Annotated in this window: 15 protein-coding genes and 1 other RNA gene; all 16 read right to left on the bottom strand. The window is 39.0% G+C overall.

The annotated features are described in order from the left end of the window. Nucleotides 1-106: 106 nt before the first annotated feature. Nucleotides 107-898 carry a carbohydrate-binding protein gene (locus tag PO903_RS06500; RefSeq protein ID WP_273592918.1) on the bottom strand — a complete coding sequence of 264 codons (792 nt, stop codon included), beginning with the start codon at nt 896-898 and terminating at the stop codon, nt 107-109. Nucleotides 899-1,080: 182 nt separating this feature from the next. Next, nucleotides 1,081-1,473 carry a type II toxin-antitoxin system death-on-curing family toxin gene (locus PO903_RS06495; RefSeq protein WP_273592917.1) on the bottom strand — a complete coding sequence of 131 codons (393 nt, stop codon included), beginning with the start codon at nt 1,471-1,473 and terminating at the stop codon, nt 1,081-1,083. A gap of 1 nt (nt 1,474) precedes the next feature. Continuing rightward, nucleotides 1,475-1,768 carry an AbrB/MazE/SpoVT family DNA-binding domain-containing protein gene (locus PO903_RS06490; protein ID WP_273592916.1) on the bottom strand — a complete coding sequence of 98 codons (294 nt, stop codon included), beginning with the start codon at nt 1,766-1,768 and terminating at the stop codon, nt 1,475-1,477. A gap of 180 nt (nt 1,769-1,948) precedes the next feature. Continuing rightward, the gene (locus PO903_RS06485) at nt 1,949-3,109 is read right to left on the bottom strand and encodes a uroporphyrinogen decarboxylase/cobalamine-independent methonine synthase family protein (protein WP_273592915.1); all 1,161 of its coding nucleotides are present in this window, start codon (nt 3,107-3,109) and stop codon (nt 1,949-1,951) included. 258 nt (nt 3,110-3,367) lie between these two features. Continuing rightward, nucleotides 3,368-4,402, bottom strand: a complete 1,035-nt coding sequence (locus PO903_RS06480; protein WP_273592914.1) for a hypothetical protein — start codon at nt 4,400-4,402, stop codon at nt 3,368-3,370. Continuing rightward, nucleotides 4,399-5,508 (bottom strand): DUF262 domain-containing protein, encoded by a 1,110-nt coding sequence (locus PO903_RS06475; RefSeq protein WP_273592913.1) that lies wholly within the window; start codon nt 5,506-5,508, stop codon nt 4,399-4,401. Before PO903_RS06475 ends, PO903_RS06480 begins: the two co-directional genes overlap by 4 nt. Before the next feature lie 172 nt (nt 5,509-5,680). Next, nucleotides 5,681-6,045, bottom strand: a transfer-messenger RNA (tmRNA) gene (gene ssrA, locus PO903_RS06470). Nucleotides 6,046-6,428: 383 nt separating this feature from the next. Then, the gene (gene smpB, locus PO903_RS06465) at nt 6,429-6,911 is read right to left on the bottom strand and encodes an SsrA-binding protein SmpB (protein WP_069325810.1); all 483 of its coding nucleotides are present in this window, start codon (nt 6,909-6,911) and stop codon (nt 6,429-6,431) included. A 127-nt stretch (nt 6,912-7,038) separates the two neighbouring features. Next, nucleotides 7,039-9,807, bottom strand: a complete 2,769-nt coding sequence (rnr, locus tag PO903_RS06460; RefSeq protein ID WP_273592912.1) for a ribonuclease R — start codon at nt 9,805-9,807, stop codon at nt 7,039-7,041. A 431-nt stretch (nt 9,808-10,238) separates the two neighbouring features. Beyond that, nucleotides 10,239-10,469, bottom strand: coding sequence for a preprotein translocase subunit SecG (gene secG / locus PO903_RS06455; protein WP_069325812.1), 231 nt, complete (start codon nt 10,467-10,469; stop codon nt 10,239-10,241). 306 nt (nt 10,470-10,775) lie between these two features. After that, nucleotides 10,776-12,080: a phosphopyruvate hydratase gene (eno, locus tag PO903_RS06450; RefSeq protein ID WP_069325813.1), complete on the bottom strand. Its 1,305-nt coding sequence runs from the start codon at nt 12,078-12,080 to the stop codon at nt 10,776-10,778. A gap of 82 nt (nt 12,081-12,162) precedes the next feature. Next, nucleotides 12,163-13,707 (bottom strand): 2,3-bisphosphoglycerate-independent phosphoglycerate mutase, encoded by a 1,545-nt coding sequence (gpmI, locus tag PO903_RS06445; protein ID WP_069325814.1) that lies wholly within the window; start codon nt 13,705-13,707, stop codon nt 12,163-12,165. Further along, complete coding sequence (gene tpiA, locus PO903_RS06440; protein ID WP_069325815.1) at nt 13,708-14,460, bottom strand: triose-phosphate isomerase; 753 nt, start codon at nt 14,458-14,460, stop codon at nt 13,708-13,710. It lies immediately after the preceding gene. Nucleotides 14,461-14,564: 104 nt separating this feature from the next. After that, on the bottom strand, nt 14,565-15,746 hold the full coding sequence (locus PO903_RS06435) for a phosphoglycerate kinase (RefSeq protein ID WP_069325816.1): 1,182 nt from the start codon (nt 15,744-15,746) through the stop codon (nt 14,565-14,567). A 134-nt stretch (nt 15,747-15,880) separates the two neighbouring features. Further along, a complete protein-coding gene (gene gap, locus PO903_RS06430; RefSeq protein ID WP_069325817.1) occupies nt 15,881-16,885 on the bottom strand; it encodes a type I glyceraldehyde-3-phosphate dehydrogenase in 1,005 nt (334 codons plus the stop codon). A gap of 131 nt (nt 16,886-17,016) precedes the next feature. Further along, a complete protein-coding gene (locus tag PO903_RS06425; RefSeq protein ID WP_069325818.1) occupies nt 17,017-18,048 on the bottom strand; it encodes a sugar-binding transcriptional regulator in 1,032 nt (343 codons plus the stop codon). Nucleotides 18,049-18,190 lie beyond the last annotated feature (142 nt).

The raw sequence follows: 18,190 nt of genomic DNA, 5'->3' as shown, positions 1-18,190 counted from the left end.
AAGCAAAACGTAGAGCAAGTGTACATAATGAAAAAAAACTAACTTTGCTGACTAAAATTAGTTCTTTACGATAAGTGGAACATGATATCAAAAAATCACATCGATCTCAAGCTTCCCGACCATATATTTCAAACTGTGTCAAAGCTGGAAAAGGAGAAGGATCATCAGATTGGATTAACTCGCTCAATGTAACCCATTCTACTGCTTTTTCTTGGATCGAAATGATTTGCGGTTGATGCGTCTTAACCAGATTCACTTGCTCTGAACTTCCATCCGAATACGTCAACGTCACCCGTTCCCAATAATTATCATGCGGAAAGTCTGCCCGTAATGTCAGTACTACCTGATGGATCAATACATTACGCCCAAAATGAATCGTAATCGCCGCATCGGGACGCTGATTAATTCCCCAAGATTCGTAAGGCCATTCTCCATGTGAATGGTTGGCACGATTACCATTGATTGCATTCCGCGCTGCAAAAACAGCTTCACCACGCGTCTCTACATTTGCTGAAGCATGTGGATAGCAGACGTTATTGGTATGTTGATCGTACGGGTTGTAAGCTACGTTGCGATGAGTCTGAATCTCTTCCTTCGTTGCTAGACGTGCAGTCAACAGATGCATCTCGCCTGTAAAAGATTTCGGTGAGTAGGAGGATCTTTTTTCAGCAAAAGGGATCGGATATCGGTATTCTTCACCTGTCATATAAATAAAAGCTTCACCCATCGAGTCTTCTAGCTGGATGATGAGATATGTATTGGGTTTGGAGCATTTGAGGATAATGATATCTTCGGGTTGGTACGCTTGGGTGTACACGAGATGTACTTGTTTGGTGTCGGTATGAGAAGCTACGATTTTGCCTGTGGCATTTTGGATTTCAAGCGATAGGTTGGTCATGGGCTTTGGCTCCGTTCTATTGGTTTATTTATAGTGCTTTAAAGATTTATCAAGAGTTCTTTCAACAACACAGATAGATGTACTGCTAATTATAGAAAAAGCTATCATAATTAAACCGAAATATCTATACTAGGTCGAGATACATTTGTTTTTATATTTATTTTCACATTTTCCATAGAATACTATTTGGATGCAGAGTACTTACGAAGTATCTCTACAATTTGTTCAAAAGAAGTATTTCCTGTAGCAATATCCACAATAAATTCAACAGCAAATACACGTTCCATTCTCAAATGGTAACCATTAATCATCAAAAAAGACTTCACCACTAAATACGCTGTACGTTTATTACCATTATGAAAACAATGGTTTTTAACAAGTGATTCTAAAAACGCCGCCGCTTTGTCAAACAAGCTAGGATACGCATCTTCGCCAAATAAACTCTGCATCGGTCTATGTATAGCAGAATCAAGCAAGGTATGATCTTTGATCCCTGCCTGATCTACATCATTCATTTGTCGCATCATATAATAATGAGCAGCAATCACTTCTTCTTTAGTCAAAAATAGCGTCATATTATCTGTCCTTCAAATCATCAAATATCGCACGATCTTCCTCAAAAACATCATAAAATGCTTCTAATACTTCAGGTCGAACATGTTCAGGAAGCTCTATCTGACGAACCTTTCTTAATATAATCTCACCATCATGATTTTCAATAAATTCAATCTCATCGCCTTGAGAAATATCCAACTTCTCAGCCAGCAACTTTGGAAAGCTAACTCCAAGACTGTTACCCATCCGACCAATTTTACGAGAATATACGTTATGATCTGACTTTTTTTGATTTAGCTTTATCGTTTTGTGCACTCTAATCACCTCTATTATTTGTTTAATCATTCAAGTTATAAAGTTATAACTGTTATAACTTTGAGTAGAGAATATCATAGTTAATAGTAAAAAGCCACCTATCATTATCTAATAGATGGCTTCTTTTATACTTTCATTCAAGAATCTAATCACATGTATATTCTTTCATCAATTGGAAAATCACTTCGCCCAATACTGCTCAGCAATCTTCTGCCCTTGATTGATTTTTTTCCACTGTTCTGCTTCCGTCAATTCGTTACCACCATCGCAAGAAGCAAATCCGCATTGATGAGAAAGTAACAAACGATCTTTATCAATAATCGTAGATGCTTCATCCAACAAGCGAAGAACACGTTCTTCATCGTCTAACGTACTGGTTTTGGAAGATAGTAAGCCTAAAACAACCTCAGTGTTTGGTTTGTCTTTGAACACAGCAAGTGCTTCAAGCGAACCTGCACGCTCGTCATCCCACTCCAAGAAGAAGCGATCATACTTGAGTTGCTTCAAGAACAAGTTCGCAATCTTCACATACGATCCGCCACCCATATTACGAGAATCGTAGTTACCACGGCAGTTATGTGTCCACATTTTCAGTCCAAGACTGTGACCATAGTCGATGACCGTATTGCTAATATCGATAAATTCAGTCGCAAGCGCCTGTACTTCTTCTTGGTTAATATGCTCGCCAGTATACGGAGAGTTCGGGTTATCATCTGCAAATAGTTCCCACAAACAATCGTCGAATTGCAGGATTTTACCGCCCGCTTCTGCAAATTCTTTCACAAATTCAGTATAGGCTTTGACCAGACCTGCTTTGAGTTCTTTCGCATTTTGGTATACGGAATCAGTACCACCGATATTATCTGACCACGACAATTCACCGAAAATATGGGATGGAGACGGTACGCAGAGCTTGGTCTCACGATCGCCTGCATGATCTTTTAGCTTTTTAAATACTTCGATAAAATGATGATTTTTCCCGCCAAGTTCGCCTGTGATCCGTAATCCGATATCTTTGCGTGTCTCATATTTGGAACTTCCATCCGTATCGCGGAAAAAGTATCCATGATCTGCAATATAACGTTCAATCCCTTGAAAGCCCCAGACAAAGTCTAGATGCCACATGGATTTGGAATATTCCCCATCTGTAATGATCGACAGATCATTTTCGATTTCTTTTTCCACGACAGACTGGATCGCTTTCGCTTCCGTCTGCTCATATCCATCGAACTCCTGATAAAATGGATAGTGAATATCATCACGATGCTCGATTTGTGTTTTATATTCTAACAACTCAGCCGGTCGCAACAAGCTACCTACGATTTGAAATTTATCACTCATGTTAAAATCCCCCTTGGTGTTGTTCACGATTAATGATGATTGGTTTATTTTAACATGAGGAGACTTTCTTTACGTAAGCTAAAAAGGTATATCTGGCTATAGTTATTAGCTATAAGAATACTTTAAAACAATTTATTTAAGTTTATTATTGAGTCTATAGACAAGCTTTCATAGGAAAAGTATATCTAGAATATCACAGTAAACTTGTTTACTTTTTAAAATGTTCTTAATTAATAACAGCTTTATAAAAAGAGACCCTTAATAGATGGAAAGCTTACTTTTATCATATGATGTTTGTAATAACTTCATTTTTTCAGTAGTACTCTTTCTAGTACAGATAGAATACTTCCTATTAGTTTTTATTTTCATATCTACTTGAATTTCTATTGAGATAATTTTATTATTAATAATCTTAGATAAATTTATTCCTTTATATTGTTTAGCTATAATTTTAGCTTTTTTCACACTACCTGTCTCACTTTTTATATATATATCTTTAGGAAGCTCTTTAAAGTCTTGAGGTATATGAACTTCTACTATACATGTTTGATCGATATTCATATTACAACCCTTAATAACATTTACTATTTCAAGAATTTCTTTTAAATCTCCATTTTGTTCGAGTTTCAATGCTATTTCTTTTTCAATAAATTGCTCAATCTCTCCAGTCAAGACTTTTATAAAATGAATAAATATCAAAGCTTTTTTTTTATTTATATTTTCTGGTAAATCAGTATCAAAATTGTGAGAAATTTGATTTCTATTTTCAACAATTAACTGAATATATCCTACTATTCTTTTCATTTTGATATCTTTCTCATTATTTTTTTGATTATAAAGTGGTGTTATACCTCTTTCCATAAAAATAGAACTTAATTTGTCTAGCTCATCTCTATTAGTAAGATTACTTTTCAATCTACTTATATCGAATCCAATTGCATTAATAAAATTCTCAAATTCATACCAACTTAAGTTATTTGAGTCGAACAATATTTCTTTCTTAATATGAGCATCAGATATATTATCCATAAAAATTTTGATAGTATATTTCTTACTAAAAGTTTTTTCAAAATACTTTTTAATAAACTCTTCGTTATATAAAATATCTTCATTTTTCATATAAACATCATATAGCTTATTTTTAATATAGGTTTCCCATATTGAATATAAAGATATTATAAAATTTCTTTGTATTATTCTTTGTATTTTTAAACTTATGAAAGGCGCGGACGGCATTAAATCAAAACTGTTTATTAATTCGTCAAGATGCTTATTCATAGTTTCTTTATTCACTTCCGAAGCTCCTCTAATAAGTTATTCTTAAAAAAATTTACTCTTTCAATAACATTATTGAACGCCGTATTTTTACCGTTAAATAATTCTCTATTACATTTTATTATATTTTCTTTATATTCTATTAATTTAATCGAATCATTAATATAAAATATTTCTTCCCCATGTTCATCTATTAACTCAGACACACTTAACATTAATGTATCGTAAATCATTTTTTCAAATTTAACTTGACTTCTTTTTTTAAAAGCATCTTTTCCAAAAAGTTCATAAATAATATCTATTAACGAATAAAAATATTCTTCTGCCTCTTCCACTTGATAAGTTTTTAACAATTTAGTTTGTTTAGCGTAAAGATCAAGTAATTCTTTTGTTCCTAATTTAATTTCATTTTTATATGCACTCTTATAAGCAAAAAAACGCAAAACTAACTCTTTATCTTCCATTTGTAGCTTTTTTTTCTCTAAAATGTTTACCATTTTTTCAAACTTAGGATATTCAACTATATTTATTAACATATCATTAAAAAATCCACCATATAAAGCATTCCTTACTTCTTGATTTGAAAGTTCCATTCCTCCAGTATTAAGTCTCTCAAATATAAATTGTTTTATTTGTTCTTCTGTATCTATATCATAATTAGATTCTTTTACAATTATTGTTGCAGATAAATATCTCCTATGTATTGAGTTTTTAATTTTTTCTGGAAGTTCATAATAAGAGTGTTTATTAAATTCAGGAAACAGATCCAATCCTTCTAATTTAAAATCGTCACTTAAAAACTCAATAATAGTTGAAATTCTCTGCAAACCATCTAAAATCTCATATTTTGCATACTCTACTTCATAAAGAAAAATTGAAGGTATTGGTACATTAACAATCAAACTTTCTATTAATCTAGATTTACGTTTTTTATCCCAAACTCTATTTCTTTGATATCTTGGTTGTAAATTATACCTACTAAAAATCTCTATCACATTTGATATTGGATACCTTGCTTGATCAACAATTATTTTGAATTCTCCATAAGTAAATCTTTTTTTTAAATTATTTTCTTTTCTAAGATATTCATAATCAGATAACAAATTAACAAAATCATTTTTCAATTTATCCACCTCTTTTATTTAATTAAAAAGTATCTTTTAAATAATAATAGCATTATAAGAGTGAAAATTTATATAAATACACAAGATATTAGAAAATAAACTTTAAAAATACTAATCATTCTTTTTAAAATTCTAGAAAAATTAAAAACCCGCTCAAATGAGCGGGCTTTTCTAATGGAGGCGAGGGGAGTCGAACCCCTGTCCGAAGGCAACGTTACATAAGCTTCTACGGGTGTAGTGACAGATTTGATGTCACCCTAGGAACTCCCTGTCACCGGATTCCCTTTGGGTCAGCCTGGTTATCTTATTCAGCACACCTCAGGCGGAGATGTGACAGCGTAGCCCACTATTAGTTGGGCCCTCGTCCTGGCACATGGGCGATGCGAGGGGAGAGCACGCTCACAGGTTATTAAGCTGCGAAAGCGTAGTTAGTTTGTTGTTTGCCGTTTAATAGGCTTTAGCGTTGATAAAGCGGACGCGTCCCCACTACCCGCTACCCATGCTCGAACTACCCCCGTCGAATCCATAAACGCCCCCTTAATATAAGGGTGCTGGATTAGAACGGATCACATGAGTCTCGTTATCCGAATATACAGCAACAGTCTTTCCCTCCATAAGAAAGAACTGTAAAGTGTCGCCTGTATCAGCAATATGCTGTTTCTATTGAAAGAATATACAACGACCACAGACTATGAGTATACCACATTTCAGCATCTTTGAACAGTTGCCTATATGCACAAGCTTTGTTCTCAGCATGGATGAACATGTAATTCCTCTAGCCCTCTATCTGCTTTATAAGCCAGACTAGACGAACATTGTCACTGATTTACACCAGCTTCACTATCCATTTACCCATCTCACTTCATATTGTAACTAACTCGCTACAAATGGGTAGAAATGAGTATTACGCACTTTATACATTAGCGAGAAACTTTTTGATTATCCCGTAATGCCCGTTGAATATCACGATCTGCATCTTTTTTGGCAGCTGTCGCACGTTTATCATGCTGTTTCTTACCTTTACCCAGACCGATTAATAGCTTCGCATACCCGTTACGGATATAGATTTTAAGCGGAACAATCGTATAACCATCTCGCTTAGAAGCACCGATCAACTTGCTTATCTGACCTTTATGCAATAGCAGTTTACGAGTACGTGTCGGATCAGTTGGATTGGCACGGTTACCTTCTTCGAATGGGCTAATATGCATATTGTGTAAAAACACTTCGCCATTACGAATCGTGGAAAACGCATCACCGATGTTGGCTCTTGCCCGGCGCAATGATTTGATCTCTGTACCAGTTAAGACCATTCCTGCTTCATACGTATCTTCGATAAAATAATCATGTGATGCTTTTTTATTCTGCGCTAGAACTTTACTTTCACCCTTTTTAGGCGCCATAAGGGTTCACTCCTTTATTACCGAATTAGTGATCATACTCTACTTACAAATAAAGATCGGCATTTCTCCATCCTCCATCCTCATTCTAAGGTGTACAGAGAAAGAAGAAAGCCGATCAATATCTTATTTATTCAGGTTTTTGTTCTGTTGGTTTTGGTTTGCGTTTACGTGGACGACTCTTTTTCACTTCGCCACCTGTTTTGCTAGGATCTGCTTTGGCAGAAGACGTTTGGATATTGCCTGCTTCTGGATCGAATACAGGGCCTTCTATCTTTTTACGTCTTGGTGCTGGACTGCCTTTACGCTTTTTGCTACTTTCGACAGGACTATTATAGCCACCTTTACCTGAACCGAAGTTGAAGTTGCGAGAGTTGTCTTTACTCGAACTTTTCGGAGCATGAGTCGAAATGCCTTTCGCTTTTTTAGGCGCACCTTCACTATTACTGGTACTCGCAGATACCGTATTTTCTGTAGCACGCGGCTGTTGTGTATTCGGTACACTTACAGCACTCGTTTGACCAGAGACTGTAGACGGTTTACGTTTACGTCTTGCTGGCTTTTTGCTACCACTATCTGCGGTTGGAGCTACAGATGCTGTAGGCGCTTTGCTCGCTTTTGCAGCCTTCGCTGCTTTACCAAACTTCGCCGCTTTACTAGCTGCTTTGTTTTTACCACGATCTCCGCCACGTCCGCCTTTACGATCGCTATCTCCACGTGGAGGACGAGTGCCACGATCTGTGCGTTCAGGACGGTTGCTTTTCGGCATATCTTTCAGCTCAAAGTCGATCGTATGATCTTCCATATTCACACGAGCTACACGTACGGTAATCGCATCACCGATACGATAGATTTTGGAAGTACGTTCACCAAGTAAGATCATTTGTTTATCGTCAAAATGATAATAATCGTCAGTCAGCATACCTAAGCGGATCAGACCTTCTACTGTATTATCCAGTTCGATAAACATACCGAAACTAGTAACACTGCTGATCATACCTTCGAATTCTTCGCCCACTTTATCCAGCATATATTCTGCTTTTTTCAGTTGGTCGGTATCACGCTCTGCATCTACAGCAACACGTTCACGTTCTGACGATTGCTGTGCAATATCCGCCATACGTGAATTTAGGTAATCTTGACGCTTCGGCTTAAGCTTACCACCATTTTCGATCACTTCACGAATGACACGGTGAATAACCAGATCGGGATAACGACGAATCGGTGATGTAAAGTGACTATAGTAATCTGCGGCTAGTCCAAAGTGACCTGAACTGTCTGCGGAATATTTCGCTTGTTTCATCGAACGAAGCATCATTGTGCTGATTACTGTTTCTTCTTTTTCACCTTTGATATCTTGCAACAATTGTTGCAATGCACGTGGATGAACATGATCGCCTGTTCCTTTGATAACATGACCAAAGTTAGAAGCGAATGCTAAGAAGTTCTGTAATTTTTCTTGATCTGGATTCTCATGAATACGATACAAGAACGGCACTTGAAGTGTACTGAAATGCTCGGCTACAGTCTCATTCGCAGCTAACATAAACTCTTCGATAATCTGTTCTGCAACAGAACGCTCACGCTTCACAATATCGATCGGTCTGCCTTTTTCATCTAAAATGATTTTCGCTTCGTCAAAATCAAAATCAACTGCGCCACGACGAGCACGCATCTCACGTAACTGCATCGCAAGTTCACGCATTAATTTGAAATCTTCGACAAGTGGAGCATAACGCTCTAACAATTCTGGATCTTCATCTTCCAAAATTTTGCGTACATTGGTATACGTCATACGCTCTTTGGTTTTGATTACACTGGTAAATACTTCGTGCTTCACGACTTTCATATGCTCATCGAATTCCATTTCGCATGAAAGAGTTAGACGATCTACCTGTGGATGAAGACTACAGATTCCGTTCGATAGACGATGTGGCAACATTGGAATCACGCGATCCACTAGATACACACTACATCCGCGGTTGTAAGCTTCGATATCGAGCTTAGAGCCTTCTTTGACATAGTAGCCTACGTCTGCAATATGCACGCCTAGACGGTAATGTCCGTTGTCTAAACGCTCTACATTAACAGCATCATCCAAGTCTTTGGCATCTTCGCCATCGATCGTGACGATATTTTTGTCACGTAGATCGCGTCTGCCTTGTTCGACGATCTCTGCATCTGTAATGGAATCAGGAGCCGCTTGCGCTTCATCCATAATTTCATCAGGGAAAGACTCTGGCAGTTGATGCTTACGAATAACAGACAAGATGTCTACGCCCGGATCATCTTTGTGACCCAACACTTCAACAATTCGTCCTTCTGCTGCTGCTCTGCCTTCTGGGTAGCTGACGATTTCAGCAACCACTTTTTCGCCTTCGACTGCACCACCGAATGCTTCTTTGGGCACAAAAATATCGCGGTTAATCCGCTTATCATCTGGAATAATAAATCCGTACGTATCCAACCCTTGGAATACACCAACCACACGTGTATTTTTGCGAGTGATGACACGAACGACTTCACCTTCCATACGACCACCTGTCGTACTGCGAGACGTCACTTTAACAAATACGATATCCCCGTTCATTGCGGTTCCCATATCATTGGCATTGATATAGACATCACCATGCTCTTTTTCCTCAGGAATTAGAAAAGCAAATCCTTTGGCATGAGCTTGAATACGTCCACGAACCAAATCCATATGTTCCGGTAGACCATAATGATGAGACTTGTTCTGTACGATGATGCCTGTACGCTCAAGTTCATTTAATATTTTGACCAATTCTTTAAAGTCTGAAGCCGCTTGAATCTCTAGCTGCTGCTCCAATTCTTGATAAGTCATTGGTTTATAGTCGATACTTTTTATTACATCTAATACTTGTTGTTCAGTAATCATATCATTTCACCTCGGACGACCTTCAGGGTAAGCTTATCTTCCCTTCTTGATCCGTATGTATAACTGCATGCATTGTAGCGTTTAGTATACTCATACCCTAGTATACACTAATTTAATCTCACCTATTCAATTCGACCGAAATATTCAGTTTCCTGTATCCTTCTGCATAAAAAAAGAGGGCAGTTCTATTATCCCCTCCTTGGTTGGGAATAACAAAACTGCCTTAAAGGTATTGCACATCATGCACTTCGGCCTTACTTGACTTACGTGGGAATAATGGACAAGCTCGGGAACAATTCCAAGTATAGTTCCCCTATATGAATTCTCTATGAACAATCACTTACCAAAGAGCATCTATTTACAATTGCTTACCATATAAAAATCGCCTGATGCAGTAAAGGTATCCTTTACCACTTCAGGCGATTCATGATTTAACTAAATACCGCTACAAGAATAGCTAGAACAAAAAATCCAATAGCCAGTCCTACTGTTGTACGTTCCAACACCAGTTCCATTCCGCGCGCTTTGGTTTTACCAAAAAGATGTTCCGCACCGCCGGAGATGGCACCAGAAAGTCCAGCACTTTTACCTTTTTGAAGTAGAACAATAACGATCAACCCAACGGAAAAAATCATGAGCAGTACTTTCAAAGTCAATAACATGAATTCCACCTCCTCAAACGAATACGCCGAACATCTATCGTTATCATATAAGAACAACAGTGATTGACCACCACTATCGTATGTAATAATCGTATAGAAAACAGCATTCTTATTTTAGCATATTTTTCAAGTGAAAAGCAATCTTTTTACTCCGATATGTATCGTAAAGTAAGGTTTTGACTCCAGCTCTTCTTTTATAGTGTCAACATATACATAATTTTAAAGAGCACCCATAGATATAAAATATATATAAAAAAACAACCACCCGGCATGATACCGGATGGTTGTCTATCACTTAAAAGTGAATTATTTAGTTAAGCCTCTGTGTGCAGTCAAGTTGTAGAAAGATTTAAGACCATCATATTTAGCAAGGTCACCCAATTGATCTTCGATACGAAGCAATTGGTTGTATTTTGCAATACGGTCTGTACGTGAAGGAGCACCTGTTTTGATTTGTCCAGCATTTGTCGCTACAGCGATGTCAGCGATTGTGCTATCTTCGGATTCACCAGAGCGGTGAGAGATAACAGCTGTGTAACCAGCGCGTTTAGCCATTTCGATCGCATCAAATGTTTCAGAAAGCGTACCGATTTGGTTAACTTTAACAAGGATAGAGTTACCAATACCTTCTTCAATACCACGACCAAGACGCTCAGTGTTTGTTACGAACAAGTCGTCACCAACCAATTGAACTTTGTCTCCCAATTTCTCAGTTAACAATTTCCAACCTTCCCAGTCATCTTCAGAACAACCATCTTCGATTGTAATGATTGGGTATTTATCAACCCATGAAGCCATCAAGTCTACGAACTCAGCAGAAGTGTATGATTTACCTTCGCCAGCAAGTTCATATTTACCGTTTTTGTAGAACTCAGTAGAAGCAACGTCCATACCCAAGAATACGTCAACACCTGGTTTGTAACCCGCTTTTTCGATTGCTTCAACAATAGAAGTCAATGCTTCTTCGTTAGATGTAAAGTTAGGAGCGAATCCACCTTCATCACCTACAGAAGTGCTTAATCCTTTAGCTTTCAATACAGATTTAAGGCTGTGGAAAATCTCAGCACCTGTACGAAGAGCTTCTTTGAAGCTAGGAGCTCCAACTGGCAATACCATGAATTCTTGAACGTCAACGTTGTTATCAGCGTGCTCACCACCGTTGATGATGTTCATCATTGGTACTGGCAATTGTTTAGCGTTGAATCCGCCCAAGTATACATACAATGGAAGATCAAGAGCATCAGCAGCTGCACGAGCAGTAGCCATAGATACTGCAAGAATAGCGTTAGCACCTAATTTAGCTTTGTTAGGAGTACCGTCCAATTTGATCATTGCTTTATCGATACCCAATTGATCAAGAGCATCCATACCAATGATTTCTGGAGCGATGATTTCGTTAACGTTCTCTACTGCTTTAAGAACGCCTTTACCCAAGTAACGAGATTTATCTTCGTCACGAAGTTCTACAGCTTCATGAGCACCAGTAGATGCGCCAGAAGGAACGATTGCGCGACCCAAAGCGCCTGATTCCAAGTATACTTCAACTTCAACTGTAGGGTTACCACGGGAGTCAAGAACTTCGCGTGCATAAACATCAGAAATAATAGTCATGGTTAAATGTTCTCCTTTTAAATCGTTATTTTAGATCATAAATGATCATTACATTTTAATGCATATCTTTTATAGCGAGCAATTACTTACGGCTGTTGACAATAGATGTACCTGTCATTTCTTCCGGTTTAGGTAATTGTGCAAAATCAAGAATGGTTGGTGCGATATCACCTAAAATACCACCTTCACGCAAAGTAACATTTTTATCTGTGACGATAAATGGTACAGGGTTCGTTGTATGTGCCGTCTGCGGACGACCCAATTCGTCGATCTCTGTCTCAGCGTTACCATGGTCAGCAGTAATTAGAGCTACGCCACCTTTAGCTAGAATCGCATCTACGACTCTACCTACACACTCATCGGTTGTTTCTACCGCTCTGATTGTAGGCTCTAGCTTACCAGAGTGACCTACCATATCAGGATTAGCAAAGTTCAAAATGATAACATCTTGACGCTCTGCTTCAATCTCAGCGATACAAGCATCTGCTACTTCACGTGCACTCATTTCTGGTTGTAGGTCATACGTAGCGACTTTAGGAGAGTTAATCAAGATACGAGTCTCGCCTTCTAGTTCTACATCACGACCGCCACTGAAAAAGAAAGTAACGTGAGGATATTTTTCAGTCTCAGCAATACGCAATTGTTTTTTGCCATGCTGTACTAAAACTTCACCAAGTGTATTATTTAGATTCTTCGGTCCATAAGCTACCGTTCCACTTACTGTATTGCTGTATGTGGTTAAGCATACATAGTACAGGTTTTTAGGTTGTGCATGTCCACGATCGAATCCTTCAAATGCTTCTTGAGTAAAGGCTTGAGACAACTGAATTGCACGGTCAGGACGGAAGTTCAAGAAGATCACTGAATCGCCATCACTTACTGTGCCCACTGGTTTTTCTTCACTATCGACAATAACAGATGGTTCAACGAATTCGTCAAACACTGAATTTTGATAAGAAGAAGAAATAACGTTTTCTGGATCTTTGAATGCCGGACCTTCGCCGAAAGCGATAGCACGGTAAGCTTTTTCCACACGTTCCCAGCGTTTGTCACGATCCATTGCGTAATAGCGACCTTGAACCGTAGCAATTTTACCTACGCCAACTTCTGCTATTTGAGCAACCAATCGTTCCATATAACGTTTACCGCTATCTGGTGATACGTCGCGTCCATCCAAGAATACATGAATCAGTACATCATGGAAATCTTCGCGTTTAGCCATATCCAGTGTAGCGAATAAATGATCGATATGACTATGTACACCGCCATCGGATAACAGGGTGAACACATGCAATTTTTTACCGTTTGTTTTTGCATTTGTAAATGCGCCAACCAACGCTTCATTTTGGAAAAAGTCTCCGTCACGAATCGACTTGGAAATACGAGTCAAATCTTGATATACAATGCGACCTGCACCAATATTCAAGTGACCAACTTCCGAGTTACCCATTTGTCCTTCAGGCAGACCTACAGCTTCGCCGCAAGCCGTCAAAGTTGTATGTGGGTATTCGCTTAGATATCTATCATAATTCGGTTTTTTCGCTTGAGCAACACCGTTGCCTTCTACTTCTGCGCGTAGACCGAATCCATCCATAATGATTAATGCTACTGGTTTGGGTGCTGACATTTACTTCGCCCCCTCAACGAGCTGAATGTAAGAATCAGGTTGCAAGCTTGCGCCGCCGACAAGTGCGCCATCGATATCGCTTTGTCCCATATACTCCTTAACATTCTCAGGTTTCACGCTACCGCCGTATTGAATACGAACTGCGTTAGCCACTTCTTCGTTGTATAGACCTTTAACCAATTCACGAATATAAGCGATAACTTCATTCGCATCTTGGGATGTAGAAGATTTGCCTGTTCCGATTGCCCAGATTGGCTCATAAGCGATAACAGTTTCTTTCGCTTGCTCTGCGCTCAATCCTACAAAAGCACCTTCTGTTTGTACTTTGCATACTTCTTTAGTTTGATTAGCTTCACGTTCTTCAAGCTTTTCACCTACACATACGATAGGAGTCAAACCATGACGGAAAGCAGCATGTACTTTTTTATTAACGATTTCGTCTGTTTCAGCAAAATATTGACGACGCTCAGAGTGACCGATGATTACATAGTCCACACCAAGATCTTTCAACATTACGCCACTGATTTCGCCAGTGTAAGCGCCATTGTCTTCAAAATGAAGATTTTGTGCACCGATTTTGATCGAAGTTCCTTTTACTGCTTCAACCAAAGCAGGAAGATTAGTGAAAGGAGCGCAAATTACGCTTTCTACGCCATCTACTTCTGCTTTGCCTTTGATATCTTCAATAAACGCTTTTGCTTCAGGAACGGTTTTGAACATCTTCCAGTTCCCTGCAATAATTGGTGTTCTCACTGCGATATCACTCCTTCTGTTTGCATAACTACAGTATGCTAACCTAAGCCATACTGAAGTGCTTTGTATGACCCAAAGCACCCAAATCTATATCTATTTTAAACTTATTTATCGTTCAATGCCACAACGCCTGGAAGAGCTTTACCTTCCATAAACTCTAGGGAAGCACCGCCACCTGTAGAGATATGGTCCATTTTGTCAGCTAAGCCGAATTTCTCTGCTGCTGCTGCGGAATCACCGCCACCAATGATTGTGTAAGCTTCAGTTGTTGCACAAGCTTCTGCGACTGCTTTTGTACCACCAGAGAAAGGTGCGATTTCAAATACGCCCATTGGTCCGTTCCATACAACCAATTTAGAGTTTTTGATAACATCAGCATAAATTTCACGAGTTTTAGGACCGATGTCTACGCCTTCCCAAGCTGCTGGAATTTTGTCGATTGTTACGATATCTGTGTTTGCATCTGCACTGAAATCGTCAGAAACAACAATATCTACTGGAAGATACAATTTTTTACCTAATTTTTTTGCTTTTTCTACGAATCCAAGTACAACATCCAATTTGCTTTCGTCTAGAAGAGATTGTCCTACTTCATGACCTTGAGCTTTGAAGAATGTGTAAGTCAATCCACCACCAATAATGATGTTGTCTGCAAGATTGATTAGGTTATCGATTACATCGATTTTATCTTTTACTTTAGATCCACCTACGATTGCTGTGAAAGGACGCTCAGGGCTAGTCAAAGCTTTACCCAATACATCTAATTCTTTCTCCATCAAAAGACCAGATACTGCTGGCAAGTGGTGTGCAATACCTTCTGTTGAAGCATGCGCACGGTGAGCTGCACCAAATGCATCATTGACGAATAGATCAGCCAATTCTGCAAAAGATTTAGCTAAGTCTGCATCATTTTTCTCTTCGCCAGGGTAGAAACGTACGTTTTCAAGAACCAAAACGTCACCGTTTTTCAATTCAGCGATTTGTGATTTTACAGCATCGCCAATCGCTTCGTCAGCTTTAGCAACCGGTTGACCTAGCAATTCAGATAGACGCGTTGCTTGTGGAGTTAAGCGTAATGATTCAACCACTTCACCGTTAGGGCGACCCATATGACTTGCAAGTACAACTTTCGCACCTTTTTCAACAAGGTATTGAATAGTAGGTAATGTTTCACGGATCCGTTTGTCATCTGTGATTTTACCGTCTTCCATAGGTACGTTGAAATCTACACGTACAAATACCACTTTACCTGTTACTTCTATATCGCGAACACTTTTCTTATTCATTATATTGTTCCTCCATGCCCTGAATTTTGATTAACGAGCAATTTAAAACAGATATTCATTTAGAAAAAGCGGAAACACAAGAAACCTGTTTCCGCTTTATGGAATTAATATTTATTTCAGTTCACGAATGATTCTTACGCTTTGTTAGCGAAGTACTCAAGAGTACGAACCAATTGTGCTGTGTAGGACATTTCGTTATCGTACCAAGCTACAGTTTTAACCAATTGGTGGTCACCAACAGTTAGAACGCGAGTTTGAGTAGCATCGAATAGGGAACCGAAAGTCATACCTTTGATATCAGAAGAAACGATTTCGTCTTCAGTGTAACCATAAGTTTCAGCATCAGAAGCAGCTTTCATAGCAGCGTTAACTTCATCAACAGTAACTTTTTTCTCCAAAATAGTTACCAATTCAGTAAGGGAACCAGTTGCTACAGGAACACGTTGTGCTGCACCATCCAATTTACCTTTCAATTCAGGGATAACTAGACCGATTGCTTTAGCAGCACCAGTTGTGTTAGGAATGATGTTTTCAGCAGCTGCACGAGCACGACGGAAGTCACCTTTAGCATGTGGAGCATCCAAAGTGTTTTGGTCGCCAGTGTAAGCATGAATTGTAGTCATCAAGCCTTCTACTACTCCGAATTGATCTTGCAATGTTTTAGCCATTGGAGCAAGACAGTTCGTTGTGCAAGAAGCACCAGAAATTACAGTTTCAGTACCATCAAGAATTTCATGGTTTACGTTATAAACGATTGTTTTCATTTCGCCAGTAGCTGGAGCAGAGATAACAACTTTTTTAGCACCAGCTGTTAAATGTTTCTCAGCTGATTCTTTAGTTGTGAAGAATCCAGTACATTCAAGAACGATATCCACACCAAGATCTCCCCAAGGAAGTTCTTCTGGGTTACGGTTAGCTAGAACTTTTACTTCTTTTCCGTTTACTTTGAAGAATCCGTCATGAACTTCAACTTCGCCGTCAAATTTACCTTGAGTTGTATCATATTTCAACAAGTGAGCCAACATTTTAGCGTCAGTCAAATCGTTAATTGCTACCACTTCAATACCTGCTACATTTTGAATACGACGGAAAGCCAAGCGTCCGATACGTCCGAAACCATTAATACCAACTTTAACCATGAGTTAATTCCTCCTAGAGATAGTGTATTTAATTTATTTCAAGACACACCCGTTAAAGGCATGTCAAGACAACATTATAGAGTAAAACTTGTGTGCCGTACCGCTAGACGTGCGAAAATGAAGCAAAAGGACTAGTCTAGTTCTTTCACAATTTCTCTAGCGGCGGCTTCGTCAATGACCAGAATATCTTCCTGACCGAATTTGAGTACAGCATGAATCGATTTGGCCTTGCTACGGCCTCCAGCAATACCGATAACCACTTCCGCTTTGGAAATATCATCGAGCTGAAGTCCCATCGTCAACATCTGGTGCACCGTCTCACCCTGTTCATTAAAATAATGACCGAATGATTCAGCAACAGCTCCAGCGGCATGAATTTCTTCCGCTGCCTCGGGTTCAAGTCTACGGCGACGCACCATCTCCATCGCATCTCCGATTCCGTGCATAATGATACGTGCTTTACGAATCAGACCCACAATTTCACGGATATTCTGATCCTGATAAAGCAATTCGTAAGCATCTTCACGTAACAAATCGGGAATATGCAATAACCGATACTGTGCGCCTACACGCTTTGCCATAGTGGAAGCAATCGAATTCGCCTGAAATTCCATACTCTCTCCAAGTCCGCCTCTTGCCGGTACAAACCAGGCATTCTTGAGAGGTGCCGGTATGGATGGACTGAGTTGCTCGGCGACTTCAGCTAATGTAAAGCCTCCTGTTACAGCAACGACATCGTCCTCACGGATTACACTGAGCAGCGCTTTGGCTCCTGCTCGTCCAAGCTCTTGCTTAGCCATAATAGATATGTCACTATCACCAGGAACGACAATGACTTGTCTCAGCTTATAGAAAGTGCGAATACGTTCTTCCAGATTGGATAATCCAAGCAGTTCCTGAATAATAGGCTCAAGTTCATCAAGCAATTGCTTGCCTGCTTCACTAACCTTCATTCCCGTACTTTCAATCTCAAGCAATCCTTGCGATTTGAGAAGATCGGTCTCTGCACGTAAGACGCGTTCAGTCATATTAAGCGATGTGGCGAGTGATCTTCTTCCAACCAGCCCTACCATCATAACCTGATGCAGAATCGTATATCTTTTTTTGAGTACTTCGGTGAGATCGGGCAGAAGCTGCTTTTGTATTTCTAATATTTTTCGCATGCATTCCACTCCTGCAACTTATCTCGCTCAGTGTCCATTATATCCGTTATTCAATAAATTGGACTTAAAACGTCCCGGCGTAACTTTTTAAGTCCCACGTCTATCTTAACCAATTTTCCATGCAGAAGCAAGTTTTTCATGC

The organism is Paenibacillus sp. PK4536 (assembly GCF_028594455.2).
Classification (GTDB): domain Bacteria; phylum Bacillota; class Bacilli; order Paenibacillales; family Paenibacillaceae; genus Saccharibacillus; species Saccharibacillus nuruki.
The sequence above is the reverse complement of the archived record's forward strand: the minus strand, read 5'-3'. Positions and strand labels throughout refer to the sequence as shown.